This is a genomic window from Streptococcus sp. FDAARGOS_522 (genome assembly GCF_003812445.1).
Taxonomy (GTDB): Bacteria; Bacillota; Bacilli; order Lactobacillales; family Streptococcaceae; genus Streptococcus; species Streptococcus agalactiae.
This window is the reverse complement of record NZ_CP033808.1, coordinates 445,827-460,852: the sequence shown is the minus strand read 5'-3', so window position 1 is coordinate 460,852 and position 15,026 is coordinate 445,827. Positions and strand designations below refer to the sequence as shown.

11 protein-coding genes are annotated in these 15,026 nt (G+C 36.2%); all 11 read right to left on the bottom strand.

Annotated elements, in window-relative coordinates; translation table 11 throughout:
* Positions 1-109: 109 nt before the first annotated feature.
* The 11 genes from carB to EGX70_RS02265 all read right to left on the bottom strand — a co-directional run bounded on the left by carB (position 110) and on the right by EGX70_RS02265 (position 14,426).
* Positions 110-3,292, bottom strand: a complete 3,183-nt coding sequence (gene carB / locus EGX70_RS02315; RefSeq protein ID WP_123947875.1) for a carbamoyl-phosphate synthase large subunit — start codon at positions 3,290-3,292, stop codon at positions 110-112.
* A 30-nt stretch (positions 3,293-3,322) separates the two neighbouring features.
* Complete coding sequence (locus EGX70_RS02310) at positions 3,323-4,399, bottom strand: carbamoyl phosphate synthase small subunit (RefSeq protein WP_000826115.1); 1,077 nt, start codon at positions 4,397-4,399, stop codon at positions 3,323-3,325.
* A 13-nt stretch (positions 4,400-4,412) separates the two neighbouring features.
* On the bottom strand, positions 4,413-5,336 hold the full coding sequence (locus EGX70_RS02305; RefSeq protein WP_001016471.1) for an aspartate carbamoyltransferase catalytic subunit: 924 nt from the start codon (positions 5,334-5,336) through the stop codon (positions 4,413-4,415).
* Positions 5,337-5,500: 164 nt separating this feature from the next.
* Positions 5,501-6,793: a dihydroorotase gene (locus tag EGX70_RS02300; protein WP_000275472.1), complete on the bottom strand. Its 1,293-nt coding sequence runs from the start codon at positions 6,791-6,793 to the stop codon at positions 5,501-5,503.
* Positions 6,794-6,804: 11 nt separating this feature from the next.
* Positions 6,805-7,434, bottom strand: a complete 630-nt coding sequence (pyrE, locus tag EGX70_RS02295) for an orotate phosphoribosyltransferase (RefSeq protein WP_000362324.1) — start codon at positions 7,432-7,434, stop codon at positions 6,805-6,807.
* Between the two features lie 12 nt (positions 7,435-7,446).
* On the bottom strand, positions 7,447-8,148 hold the full coding sequence (gene pyrF / locus EGX70_RS02290) for an orotidine-5'-phosphate decarboxylase (RefSeq protein WP_000890168.1): 702 nt from the start codon (positions 8,146-8,148) through the stop codon (positions 7,447-7,449).
* 212 nt (positions 8,149-8,360) lie between these two features.
* Positions 8,361-9,593 carry a threonine/serine exporter ThrE family protein gene (locus tag EGX70_RS02285; RefSeq protein WP_001178659.1) on the bottom strand — a complete coding sequence of 411 codons (1,233 nt, stop codon included), beginning with the start codon at positions 9,591-9,593 and terminating at the stop codon, positions 8,361-8,363.
* A gap of 39 nt (positions 9,594-9,632) precedes the next feature.
* Positions 9,633-11,174, bottom strand: coding sequence for an ABC-F family ATP-binding cassette domain-containing protein (locus EGX70_RS02280; RefSeq protein ID WP_000025410.1), 1,542 nt, complete (start codon positions 11,172-11,174; stop codon positions 9,633-9,635).
* Between the two features lie 130 nt (positions 11,175-11,304).
* The gene (locus tag EGX70_RS02275) at positions 11,305-11,643 is read right to left on the bottom strand and encodes an ATP cone domain-containing protein (protein ID WP_001165746.1); all 339 of its coding nucleotides are present in this window, start codon (positions 11,641-11,643) and stop codon (positions 11,305-11,307) included.
* 169 nt (positions 11,644-11,812) lie between these two features.
* Entirely contained in the window at positions 11,813-12,889 is a 1,077-nt protein-coding gene (locus tag EGX70_RS02270) for an aspartate-semialdehyde dehydrogenase (protein ID WP_000542448.1), read from the bottom strand.
* 208 nt (positions 12,890-13,097) lie between these two features.
* Positions 13,098-14,426, bottom strand: a complete 1,329-nt coding sequence (locus EGX70_RS02265) for an LPXTG cell wall anchor domain-containing protein (RefSeq protein ID WP_123947873.1) — start codon at positions 14,424-14,426, stop codon at positions 13,098-13,100.
* Positions 14,427-15,026: the final 600 nt, after the last annotated feature.

Genomic DNA, 15,026 nt, shown 5'->3' with positions numbered 1-15,026 from the left:
TTGTTCCCTATTTTATCACAATTAGGCTTTTTTATAAAAACAGAACAAACTATATTTAATCTAGTCCGATTCTGTTTTGCTGGAAGTTAATTTTACCTTGACCGTTTGATTAATCTAGTACTTTTAATGTAAATGCTCTGCTTTCAAGAACTTTGAACATTGCATGTGCAGTATCTAAAGATGTAAATAGAGGAACTCCTTGTTCAATTGCAGAACGTCTGATGATGAGAGCATCATGGTTATCAATGTTATTTTGCCCAACTGTGTTGATAACTGCTTGAATCTTACCATTTTTAATTAAATCAGGAATATGATTTCGATCGTTCTCTCCTAACTTACCTACTAAAACTGTCTCTAAACCATTAGCATCAAAATAAATTGCAGTCCCTTGGGTAGCATAAATACGATAACCAATACTTTGATAGACTTTTGCAAGTTCTAAAGCTTCTTCTTTGTCTGTATCATCTACTGTAAAAACAATGTTACCATAGTCTGGCATATGGAGATATGCTGCTTCAAAGGCTTTATACAAGGCTTTCTGAAGATTAATATCTGATCCCATCACTTCGCCTGTTGATTTCATTTCAGGACCTAATAAACTATCTACTTTAGCAAGTTTGGTAAAACTAAAGACAGGGGCTTTAATGTGGACCATATCTGAAGCTGGATAGAGATCATAACCATATGTAAAATTGCAGAGTTTATCTCCTAAGATAACTTTTGTTGCTACTTGGGCCATAGGAATGTGAGTTACTTTTGATAAGAATGGAAGTGTTCTACTAGCACGAGGATTAACTTCAATAACGTATACTTTCTGATCCTTGATTACAAACTGAATATTCATCATACCGATACAGTTTAATCCAATTGCTAAGCGTTTTGTATAATCTACAATAGTTTCGATAATGGTCTCAGACAATGTTTGAGGAGGGTATACAGCCATGGAATCTCCTGAATGAACACCAGCTCGCTCTATATGTTCCATTATTCCAGGAATCAGTATATTCTGACCATCGGATATAGCATCAACCTCACACTCTTTACCTATAAGGTATGCATCTATAAGCACTGGATGATCTGGGCTTGCCTTTACCGCGGTTGTCATATAATGACGTAAATCTTCTTCGTTTTCAACTATCTTCATAGCTCGTCCACCAAGAACATATGATGGTCTAACCAACACGGGATAACCAATCTTTTGCGCTGCATTAACTGCCTCTTCCTCCGTAGTGGCGGTAAAACCTGGTGGTTGAGGGATATTTAGGGCTTGCAAAGTGGCTTCAAATTGTTTTCTATTTTCAGCACGATCCAAATCTTCTAATTGTGTGCCTAGTATTTTAACCCCTGCCTTGTTTAAATCTTTTGCTAGATTAATAGCAGTCTGACCACCGAATTGTAAGATGACCCCTTCAGGTTTTTCTAAGTCAATAACATTCATAACATCTTCAAAAGTCAAAGGTTCAAAGTAAAGCTTATCTGAAATAGAAAAATCTGTTGAGACAGTCTCTGGATTAGAGTTCATGATAATCGCTTCAAAACCAGACTCTCTGATAGCTTTAACAGAATGAACCGTTGCATAATCAAATTCAACGCCCTGTCCAATTCGGATTGGGCCCGATCCTAAACCCAAAATAGAGGCTTTATCTGATATCAATGACTCGTTTTCTACGGCATAAGTTGAATAAAAGTAGGGTGTTGCTGAATCAAACTCAGCCGCACATGTATCAACCATCTTATAAACTGGAAGAATTCCTGCTTCTTTTCGCATGTTACGAACTTGATCTTCGTTTATTTGCCATAAACTCGCTATAGCTTTATCTGAAAAACCTTTATTTTTAACCTTTTTGAGAATATTGATATCCAGTCTGTTTTTAGATAATAAATCTTCTAACTCTACAATCACTCTTAACTTATCAAGGAAGAAAGAATCAATGCTAGTCAAACTTGCTAATTTTTCAATACTATAATGTCTACGTAAAGTTTCTGCTAGATAAAATAAGCGATCATCTTCTGCATTTCTTATTTTTTCTAATAAAACATCATCTGATACATTATCTAAATCTGCTATTTTAATGTGATCGACACCTATTTCTAGTGAACGACAAGCTTTCAACAAAGATTCTTCTATATTCCGTCCTATTGCCATGACTTCGCCTGTAGCTTTCATCTGTGTTCCCAATTTTCTATCGCCACTTTCAAATTTATCAAAAGGAAATCTCGGCATTTTTGCGACTACGTAATCTAAAGCAGGTTCAAACATAGCGTAAGTCGTTTTTGTAATAGGATTAATTACCTCATCTAGTGTCAAACCAACAGCTATCTTAGCTGCTAATTTAGCAATTGGATATCCAGTAGCTTTTGAAGCTAAAGCAGAAGATCTTGATACTCTTGGATTAACTTCAATGACATAGTATTTAAAACTATTCGGATCAAGGGCTAGTTGAACATTGCATCCTCCTTCAATTTTCAAAGCTCTTATAATATCTAAACTCGCATCTCGTAATAACTGATTTTCTACATCAGATAACGTTTGTGCGGGTGCAAAAACTATAGAGTCCCCTGTATGGATACCAACAGGATCAAAATTCTCCATATTACAAACAACAAGAGCGTTATCTGCTGCATCACGCATAACTTCGTATTCAATCTCTTTAAAGCCAGCAATTGAACGTTCAATAAGGCACTGTGTCACAGGCGATAACTTTAACCCCTTCGTCGTGATGTCAACCAATTGTTCTTGATTATCGCACATGCCTCCACCTGTACCTCCTAAAGTAAAGGCAGGACGAACAATTAATGGATACCCGATTTGCTCTGCAAATTGAATAGCTTCTTCTACCGAATTAACAATCTCGGATTCTGGAATAGGTTGATTGAGTTCTTCCATCAACTGTTTAAATAAATCACGATCTTCAGCTTTATCAATGGCTGATAATTTGGTCCCTAATAGTTCAACATTTAATTCTTCTAGGATACCATTTTTTGATAGAGCCATAGCCATATTCAATCCAGTTTGACCTCCAAGAGTTGGAAGGAGAGCATCAGGTCTTTCCTTCCTGAGAATTCTTGTGACAAACTCCAAGGTAATAGGTTCAATATAAACTTTATCAGCAATATCTTTATCTGTCATGATAGTAGCTGGATTCGAATTGACCAAAACAACTTGGTATCCCTCCTCTTTTAAAGAGAGACAGGCTTGTGTACCAGAATAGTCAAACTCTGCTGCTTGTCCAATCACAATCGGGCCAGAACCGATAACCATAATTTTACGTATGTCTGTGCGCTTTGGCATATCAAACTCCTCTAATTCTATATTTTAAAGCTAGCTTTTTTGCTGGAAATCATCAATCATATTAATAAATTCATCAAAAAGATAAGATGTATCATGCGGCCCTGGTGCTGCATCTGGGTGAAACTGCACTGAAAAGGCAGGATAGTATTTATGTCGAACACCTTCGACGGTTTTATCATTAATCTCTTCATGTGTAATGAAGAGATCCTCAGGGAAATCTTCTCTCGAGACAGCATAACCATGATTTTGACTTGTAAAATCAACCCGTCCTGTTTGCAAATGACGAACAGCATGATTAAAACCTCGATGACCAAAAGTCATTTTATAAGTCTTTGCACCATTGGCTTTAGCAAATAGTTGATGTCCCATACAAATACCAAAAATTGGAATTTTGCTTTGAATTTCTTGGATCATTTGTAAAGCATTCGGTAATTGTTCTGGGTTCCCAGGGCCGTTAGATAAGAGTACTCCATCTGGATTGAGATTTAAGATTTCTTGCGCTGTCGTAGTATGAGGGACCACTGTAATATGACATTGACGTTGTGACAGTTCTCTTAGAATAGAATGTTTTAAACCAAAGTCAACTAATACAATATTTTTGCCAACTCCAGGCGAAGCATAAGCTAATTTGGTTGATACTTGTTCAATTTGATTATTTAAAAGAACACTTTTTTGAAGGTTTTCTAGTGCTTCATGAATAGAATTTCCCTCGTTTATTAAACAAGCTTTCATTGTTCCATGTTTTCGAATAATTTTTGTTAATGCTCGAGTATCTATACCTGAAATTCCAGGTATTCCTTTTAATTTTAAAAATTCATCAAGTGTCATCTGTTGACGCCAGTTACTTGGATACTCTGCCCATTCATAAACAACTACTCCCTTACATGTTGGTCTAATAGATTCGTAATCGTCTCGATTTATCCCATAATTTCCAATAAGAGGATAAGTAAAAGTGATGATTTGACCGTTGTAAGATTGATCTGTTATAGATTCTTGATACCCTGTCATTCCTGTACTAAAAACGATTTCACCACTTGTTTCTACATCCGCTCCGAAAGCCTCACCCTCAAACACACTACCATCTTCCAGTAATAATAGACGCTTCATTTTATCTCCTTTATTATCTGCTATTGAGCACTGCTTCTAAGATAGCTATCCTTGCATAGACGCCATTACTCATCTGTTTCACTATTCGAGCCTTATCTGCTTCTACTAAATCGCTAGCAATCTCTACATCCCTATTGACGGGTGCTGGGTGCATAATAATTGCTGTATCCCTTAAATGTTTATAGCGTTCTTTTGTAAGACCAAATTGTTGATGATAGCTTTCTTTTGAAAACGCCCCTTTACCATCATGACGTTCGTGTTGAACACGTAAAAGCATAAGGACATCAATTTGATCAACTAACTGATCTATTGGTAAATATTGCCCATATTCATCGAACTGGCTACTATACCATTCTTTGGGTCCAGAAAAGAAAATTTCAGCTCCTAATCGTTTTAGCACTTGCATGTTAGATTTAGCTACCCGTGAGTGAGTTAAATCTCCTACAATCGCAATTTTTAGCCCTTTGAAGTATCCAAATTCTTCGTAAATAGTTACCAAATCCAAAAGTGATTGGCTTGGATGTTGGCCTGAGCCATCACCCCCATTGACAATAGCTGAATGAATGTTCGGACTAGCAATCAATTCTTTATAATAGTCAATATCAGGATGCCTAATGACACAAACGTCCAATCCTAGAGCACTCATTGTTAAGATAGTGTCATAAAGAGTTTCTCCTTTATTAACAGAACTTGTATCAGCATTAAATTCAATTGTTTTTAATCCTAATTTGAGTTCTGCCATTTCAAATGACTTATGTGTTCTTGTTGAATTCTCAAAAAAGAGATTTGACACATAGTAATCTTTATCAAAACCAATGTTGCTAGGATTTTCTTTAACTTCGATACTTCTCTTTATCAAAGACATAACTTCTTGATTTGATAATTCTTCTAAACTGACAAAATGTTCTAATGAAAGTGTTTGTGTTTGATGATTCATGATAATTTCTTTCTATAAATTTTAGCTAGAAAAAAGCCTCCTAAAACAAGGAGGCTCTGCAAAATAGTAAGCTAGATAGAGAACTAACTTACTATTTGTTAACGCAATTCCTTGTTTGCCTCTCTGGACAATACCTTAAAGGATATTAATAAGAAATGTTTTACCTATACCAATGTCGCTGCGTGGCTATCTTTTTGATAGACTATTTCACCATTGCAAATTGTGTAGTGAACAACTCCCTTCAATTTATCACCGATAAAAGGAGAGTTGCTGGATTTGGAGGCAAATTCTGCCTTTATTATTCTCTCTTCAGCTTGATCAAAAATAACGATATCTGCAGGTCCACCTTCTCTGAGATAACCTGCATCAAATCCATATAACTGTGCAGGATTACATGTCATTTTTGCCAAAAAGTCAATCATTGAGAGTTCTTTAGTAGATACTAAATAAGTAATCCCTAAGGCTAATGATGTCTCTAAGCCAGTCATACCAGAGGGCGCTTGACTAATATTATCTGCTGCTTTCTCCATAATATGATGGGGAGCGTGGTCACTTGCAATAATTGAAATAACACCACTTTTAAGACCATCAATGAGGGCTTGTCTATCCTTTTCAAGTCGCAGTGGTGGATTTAATTTTGCATTAGCACCCTTAGTTAAAAGTAAGTCCTCTGTCTTTGAAAAATGTTGGGGGGTTACTTCTGCTGTTAAGTTAGCACCAAGCTTCTGCGCAAAATCAACTACTTCTACTGATTCTGAACTTGACAAATGCTGGATATGGACTTTCGCCTGTGTTTGGTAAGCAATCATAGCATCTCGCGCAATCATTGAATATTCAGCAAGACCACTAGCTCCACAGACATGATAAATTTTCTGAGCAATATGTTCGTTGATACCAAGAACACCATTTAACGATGGATCCTCTTCATGTAACGATAGGACAACATCATGTTTTCTAGCTAAGTTCATAGCTTCTTGCAAAACCTTAGTATCTGTCAAAGGGATACCATCGTCTGAGAATCCAGCAGCTCCAGCTTCTAATAGTTCTTCGAAATTAACTAAATCTTTACCATTCAGGGATTTAGTAATTGTAGCAACTGTTTCAATCTTAATTGCTTCTTTTGCTGCACTCTCCTTAACTTGTTTTACAATTTCTGGGCTAGAAATCGTTGGGTTAGTATTGGCCATCATAAGAACTGTCGTAAAACCACCTGCTGCAGCTGATAAGGCTCCTGTATGGATATTTTCTTTATGTGTCTGTCCAGGCTCACGAAAATGTACATGAATATCGACTAATCCTGGAGCTACAATTTTATTGCTTGCATCAATGATTGGAATGCCTTTAATATCAATTTCTTTCGATATTTGTTTAATTTTTCCTTGATCAATCAGCATGTCTGATACTTGATTAAAACCACTTTGAGGGTCGATAATCAATCCGTTTTTAATGATATACATATCTGTCCTCTCTAACTTTGCCAATTCATTTGATCTTCTTTAAATTTTTTCAGTAATACCAGTTGGTCAGCTGTAATATATCCATTAACTTTAGCAACTTTAATTAATTGATTGTAATCCGTCAAAGTCACCAAAGGAATATCAGCTTCACGAAATGCTTGTTCAGCCTTAGCTAATTGATATGTAAATATCGCTACTACCCCTAAAACCTCAATACCTTGACTCTGCGCAGCCGTAACAGCCTCTAAAACAGATCCTCCTGTTGAAATCAAATCTTCAATGATAACCATTTTTTGGCCTGAGTAAACACGTCCCTCGATTTGATTCCCCACACCATGATCCTTTGCCTTCGAGCGTATATAGGCAAAGGGCAAGTTCATCTTATCAGCTATAATAGCGCCATGTGGTATGCCTGCAGTCGCTGTCCCTGCGATGATATCAACGTTTGGGAAATGTTCCTGTATTTGTTTAACAAAACCATTTTCAATCAGTGTCCTTGTCTCAGGATACGATAAGGTTACACGATTATCAGTGTAAATTGGCGATTTGACCCCCGAAGCCCAAGTAAAGGGTTGTTTGGGTCTTAAGTAAACAGCTTGAATATCTAATAGTTCCATGGCAATCTGTCTTGCTAAATCCATCTCAGTACTCCTTTATTTAATACGATTCCATTCTTCTTTTATGTCTAGATATGCTTGATATGGATTTTCTGCTTTCGTTATAGGTCTTCCCACAACGATATAATCAGCCCCAACTATACGTGCTTGCTCAGGAGTCATCGTTCTTTTTTGATCATCTAACTGATTGGTTTGTGGAGGTCTGATACCAGGCGTTAAGCAAATGAAATGTTCGTTAGTCTGTTTCTTGATTTGCTTTACCTCTTGAGCCGATGTGACTACTCCATCTAAGCCTGCTTCTTGAGCTTTTTGAGCATAATGGCAAACCGAATCAACTACACTTAAGTTAATATGTTGATCCACCTGCATTTGTTCTTGTGAAGTCGAGGTTAATTGTGTCACTGCTAATAGTATTGGACCCTCCCCCAAACCTTCTCTAGCTGCTTTCATCATTTCGACTCCTCCTGCAGCATGGACATTAGTCATATCAATGCCTAATTTGGCTAAGACAGACATAGATGATCGAACTGTATTAGGGATATCATGTAATTTTAAATCCAAAAAAATGCGATGTCCTAAGGATTTAATATATCTAATAATTGAGGGACCTTCGGAATAATAAAGCTCCATTCCTATTTTGACAAAAAGCAATTCTTCTTTTGGAAAATGTTCTAAAAAAGTTATTACAGAAGCCAAATCAGAAAAATCTAAGGCAATGATAGGGCATTTTTCTAACATATAATTCCTCTCTATAGAAATAATAATTGTTGGAAATGTACCAGTATGACACAAAAAACCTTGCCTGAGGGCAAGGTTTCATAAAAAGTTAGCGAAAAAGCACTCGCTATTTGACTTATGATGGTGACCTTGTTCGCCTCTCTGGACTCACTTAAAGATACATTTGTAGGTATTCTACAAGTTTACAATCATTTTGTCAAATAAATACTAAATTATTTTATCATTTTACGTCTAATAAAGAACGATAGAGGAATCTGCTGTACAATACTAATTGCTATAGCAATTGTAAAAGCTGTTACAAAACAGGATCTAAAATATTCCATTGCTAAGGCATCTGCTCCCGTCAATAAAAAGTAAACAGCTCTATAGAAGCTAAGTCCTGGAATAAGAGGAAACATACTTGTCGCTAAAAAGACAGTGGCAGGACACTTACGTTTAGCAGCTAATAGCCGTGAAAAATAAGTGATGAAAAGCCCTGGAAAAAATACGGCTATAGCATCCATATGAAATTGTTGCCATAAGATCAGGTAGAGCATCCAAGATATTGATCCTAGTATACCTAAGTCAAGGAAATAACGTTTTGGAACATGGTAGAGGATAGAGAAGGCTATCGTCCCTAAACCGGCCATCAGTGTTCTGATGGTAATCTCAAGGATGGTGTTAGGAACACCAGAAAAAGAACCTGTCATTTGTTCTGCAAACGGAATAATTTCAATTGTAATAGCCACGCCTGCTGATATAGAAATACAAATGAGTAAAGCAGACATAATCAAAGCTAAACCTGTTGAAAAATTATTCTGTGAAAATTCTCTCACCGAATTAACAAAGGCAGCCCCTGGCACCATCACCATTAGTGCCCCTAATATGATAATGCTACGATGCTCACCTAATCCTGAAAAATATAATAAATTAGCACTTAAAGCCACTACAGAACTACCTAGAATGGTCAAAAGAAATCCTGTATGTATACGACTTTCCATCAAATTCAGAAAATATCCTAAAATTAAGCCTGTTACAGCAGCGGAAAATGAATCTAATAAGGAACTACCCAAGGCTAAAGAAAAACTACCCGCTCCACAAAAATAAGAAATTAAAGTAACAAGTAAACTATAATCTTTTTGATGTTCAATTAAGTCTAACTGCTTTACAATTTCTTCTGGAGATACTAAGTCTTGTTTAGCAATTTGCCTAGAAAGGTTATTAACAGCTTCAAGTCTACCTAAATTTGCTGTTACACCATCTGTATTGCATACTTTAGCTTCTTGTTTACCATAGCGGTTAATCCCGGAAGCGATAATACTGCTACTAACCACATAAGCTTCAAAATTTTCTATCTGAAGAGCCTTAGCAAAATGCTTCATCGTGTCTTCGACACGATAGACTTCTGCTCCGCTTTCAATCAGTAATTTACCTGCTCTAAGAACAACGCTCATATCATTTTGCATCTTATTTGGCCCTGCCTTCTACTTTATTACCCTAGCCACTTAACTAAGTTGGTTAAAGTCCCAAACATCATCCATCCATCCTTCATAAAAGTCCGGTTCATGACATACCATCAAGATTGATCCCTTATAAGCTTTTAAAGCACGTTTTAACTCATCTTTAGCATCTACATCTAAATGATTGGTTGGTTCATCAAGTACAAGGACATTATTTTCGCGATTCATTAATAAGCAAAATCTGACCTTTGATTGCTCCCCACCAGATAACACCTGAATCTGACTTTCAATATGCTTTGAAGTTAAACCACAACGAGCAAGAGCTGCCCTAACCTCTGCTTGGTTCAAAGCAGGAAAAGCATCCCATACTGCTTCAAGTGGAGTTTGGCGATTTCCTCCGGGTACTTCTTGTTCAAAATAACCTAAATCAATAAAATCACCTCGTTCAACATTACCAGAAATAGGGGGGATAATACCTAGTAAACTCTTAAGTAATGTTGTTTTTCCTATCCCATTTGCTCCAACAATGGCTATTTTTTGATTACGTTCAAATGTTAGGTTTAGAGGTTTTGTTAAAGCACGATCATATCCAATTTGAAGATCTTTAGCTTGGAAAATAAAACGTCCTGGTGTGCGTGATTCTTTAAATTCAAAACTTGGCTTTGGTTTCTCTGCTTGTAACTCAATAATATCCATTTTGTCTAGTTTCTTTTGACGAGACATTGCCATATTACGTGTTGCAACGCGTGCTTTATTACGATTAACAAAATCTTGTAGATCAGCTATTTCCTTTTGTTGACGTTCATAGGCTGCTTCTAATTGAGCCTTTTTCATTGCATAGACTGATTCAAAATTAGTATAATCACCGGAATATCTTACTAAATCTTGATTTTCAACATGATAGACAATATTGATAACATCGTTCAAAAATGGAATATCGTGTGAGATTAAAACAAAAGCATTTTCATAATTTTGTAAATAGCGTTTTAACCAATCAATGTGTTCAGCATCAAGGTAGTTTGTAGGCTCATCAAGCAGGAGGATATCTGGCTTTTCTAATAACAGTTTTGCTAAAAGGACCTTTGTCCTTTGACCACCAGATAATTCAGTAACATCAGAATCCATACCAAAATCCATAACTCCTAATGCCCGTGCGACTTCATCAATTTTAGCATCAAGTGTATAAAAATCACGTGATTCTAAACGATCTTGTAGTTCTCCAACTTCTTCCATAAGGCTATCTACATCTGCGCCATCATCTGCCATGGATATATATATATCATTGATACGTGCCTCTGTTTTAAAAAGTTCATCAAATGCTGTTCGCAAAACATCACGAACTGTTTGACCTTCTTCTAACACAGTATGTTGATCAAGGTAACCAGCAGTTACATATTTTGACCATTCAATTTTTCCTTCATCAGGTTGAAGATGACCTGTAACAATTGACATGAATGTTGATTTTCCTTCACCATTAGCACCAATAAGTCCTATATGTTCACCTTTTAAAAGGCGAAAAGAAACATTCTCAAAAATAGCACGATCACCAAAACCGTGACTTAAGTTTTTTACTTCTAAAATACTCATTTAAAATCCTTTGATTGATAATAGAGGTTATTAAAAAACTCATAGAGACACTCTACAAGTTTTTAAATTAGTACATTACATAGTAAGTTCCATATACAAGTATAGAGAGTTTAAACTTAAAAGTCAAACCTTACTTAATTTTTTCAAAGTGTAAATGAACAGTGATTTGATCATCATAACCATTTCGCTCTAAATCACGTTGCAAACGGTATGAAATATAGTGTTCAGCAATATGAATGTATCCTGCATCCAATAAACGATTTTCAACCAAAGACTGAATCATATTGATCGTTGGTCGTTCAACCTGAGCATCCTCTAAATCTAAGATTACTTTTTTAGTCACTTGAGCAAGGTCTTGACGAAGTGACTCATCAAGCACATAAACTGTTTGAGCAGCTTTCAAGATAGCTTGGTAGATTTTTTCAGGATCAAATTCAACAATCTGTCCATCACGTTTGATGATTTGCATAAGAGCCCCTCCTTAATGTGGAAACAATGTTAAAACGATTTGCAATCATTTTCATTTGTTAATTTCATTATGCAAATGTTTTCATAATTTGTCAAGTATTTTACCTGATATTGATTTTTAATCAATATCACTAGCAGTCAGCATAAGTATTAAGCAATGTCATATTCTTCTATATTAATTCAAATTTTAACTCTTTCGCTGGTTTAACCAGCCCATTCTTATGCAATGTTTCTGCGATTTGAACAGAATTCCAAGCTGCCCCCTTCAATAGATTATCTGAAACTACCCACATATGAACACCATTTTCTTGATCAAGGTCTTTTCGAATACGACCAACAAAGGTCTCCCTATGACCTACAGCATTAATCGCTTGAGGGTAAATTTGCTGAGATGGAAGGTCTTGTAGGACGGCACCAGGAAAATTAGCAATAGCCTTTTTAATTTCAGAGATTGAGGCTAATTCTTTCGTCTCAATATAAATGGACTCAGAATGACCCGATAAAACGGGAATACGGACGCAGGTAGCTGAAACCTTAATAGTAGCATCTTCCATAATTTTCTTTGTCTCCAAAGTCATCTTCATTTCTTCGTACGTATAATCATTATCAGTAAAAGTATCAATTTGAGGTAATGCATTGAATGCGATAGGATAATGTTTTTGATCGCTAGAACATGGCAAGACTGTTGCAATTAATTGATCAGGTGAAAGGTTATCATTTAAAACTTGTCTCAACTGTTCCTTAGTTTCTTCAACAGCACGTGCACCTGAACCCGAAACAGCTTGATAGGTGGAAACTATAACACGCTCTATCCCCCATTTTTGACGAATGGGCTCTAAAGCAATCATCATTTGAATAGTAGAACAATTGGGGCAAGCTATGATACCATTATGACCAGTCATGGCATGAGCATTTACTTCAGGAACAACTAGTGGAACATCAGGATTCTGACGAAAATATGACGTGTTATCTACTACAACTGCTCCAGACTTTACTGCATAAGGAGCGAATTTTGCTGAAATAGATCCACCAGCTGAAAACAAGGCAATATCAACATCGTAAAATGATTCTTTAGTTGTCTCTTCAACACGTATAGCCTCATCTTTAAAATGTAAAATCTTACCTGCTGAGCGACTTGATGATAAAAGTTTCACTTGTTCTATTGGTAAATTCGATTGTTCTAATTGACGAATCATTTGTGTTCCTACGGCACCTGTAGCGCCCACGATAGCAACGGTATATCCCATATAATGACCTCTATTTGATGATGTTGTTCATCAATATTTCCAAAACATTTTAATGTGACTATTATACTACATTTTTATAAACTTTCAAGAATAGCCAAATGAAAAAAGTCACCCTAACCAACCTAATTATAAAAAGGAATCTCGTATTCGATTCCTTTTTTATTGATTGCATATATCATTATAATAGTTACTAAATGGTTGATTATACTTAATTTTCATTGCGTCTCAAACCGCAGAGACTTGTTAATAAAATTAAACCAAAACCTACAAGTTTAAAAATGACATTTTGATCATCACCTGTTTTAGGTAATTTATTTATCACTGAAATTGTTCTAGAATTATTAGTTAACATCGGTCTATTAGCTACATTAGTAACCTGAGATACTTTTTTAGAGAATGACTGTTTGTTAGAGTCACCTTGACTAGAGTGATTATTTTCTCTAGATACAGTTGACTTTGAAAAAAGTGGATTTTTCCCTATAAGTTGACCTACTTGACTCTTATTCTCAACATCATGTTGGCGACGCTCTAAAACATTACCTTGGCTCTTATTCTCAACATCGCGTTGACGACGCTCTAGAACGTTACCCTGGCTCTTGTTATCCGCATCACGTTGGCGACGCTCTAAAACATTGCCCTGGCTCTTGTTATCCGCATCACGTTGGCGGCGCTCTAGAACATTATCTTGACTCTTAATAAGGACATTATTTTGGCGACGCTCTAGAACATTACCTTGGCTCTTGTTCTCAACATCACGTTGGCGACGCTCTAGAACGTTACCCTGGCTCTTGTTATCCGCATCACGTTGGCGACGCTCTAAAACATTGCCCTGGCTCTTGTTATCCGCATCACGTTGGCGGCGCTCTAGAACATTATCTTGACTCTTAATAAGGACATTATTTTGGCGACGCTCTAGAACATTACCTTGGCTCTTGTTCTCAACATCACGTTGGCGACGCTCTAAAACATTGCCCTGGCTCTTGTTATCTGCATCACGTTGACGACGCTCTAGAACGTTACCTTGGCTCTTGTTCTCAACGTCACGTTGGCGACGCTCTAGAACGTTACCTTGGCTCTTGTTCTCAACATCGCGTTGACGACGTTCTAAAACATTACCTTGGCTTCTGTTTTCTGCATCGCGTTGACGACGCTCTAGAACATTGCCTTGGCTCTTGTTTTCCGCATCACGTTGACGACGCTCTAGAACATTACCTTGGCTCTTGTTCTCAACATCGCGTTGACGACGCTCTAAAACATTGCCTTGGCTCTTGTTCTCAACGTCACGTTGGCGACGCTCTAAAACATTGCCCTGACTTTTGTTATCCGCATCGCGTTGGCGACGCTCTAAAACATTACCTTGGCTCTTGTTCTCAACATCGCGTTGACGACGCTCTAAAACATTGCCCTGACTTTGATTTCCAACACTATCCATAGCAGATACAGGACTTGATCCTAAAATAATAGTTGATCCTAGCACTCCCATATAAAGCCAAAGCTTTCCTGATTTCCAAGTTCTAAAACCTATTTTATTGAACAATTAATTTTCTCCTTACTTTTTTAAAATTTTAAAAGTCATTTTATTATTACTTTTATTTAGATTATATATTAAAACATTTTATAAGTTATGTCAAGATAATTTATTATTTAGTTGCAATTTATTATTAATTTGTATGTTTAAAATTAAATAGTTGATATCTAAAACATGATATTTTAAAATTTTCCTTTAATATTATAAAGCATGATAGATAGTCATACTAACATTAAGATTTACAATGAGGTAATAGTATATTTTTAATACTTCATCTAAACCATCAGAAACTAGATTATTTAAAAATTTTACAAAGAATGTGATGGTAGCATATTCAATTAAAGTTAAGTAAAGACATAATTTTAAGAAGGAAATTGTGACTTATTTATGCAAAAAAGAAAGAACCAGTTTGGTTCTTTCTTTTTTGCTTTTCAGCTACTTACCACAATTTGTAAGAAATTACAAGTAGTAGTAAGCTAAGGGCACCTTTTCAAGTGTGACAAGAAGGTTCACACAACTTATCAAGATCCGCTCCTGCGTTTATAATCTCCCTGCGCAATAGTGGTAAAACCACATATCGACTCATCGCATAACAGTAGTTTAACATAA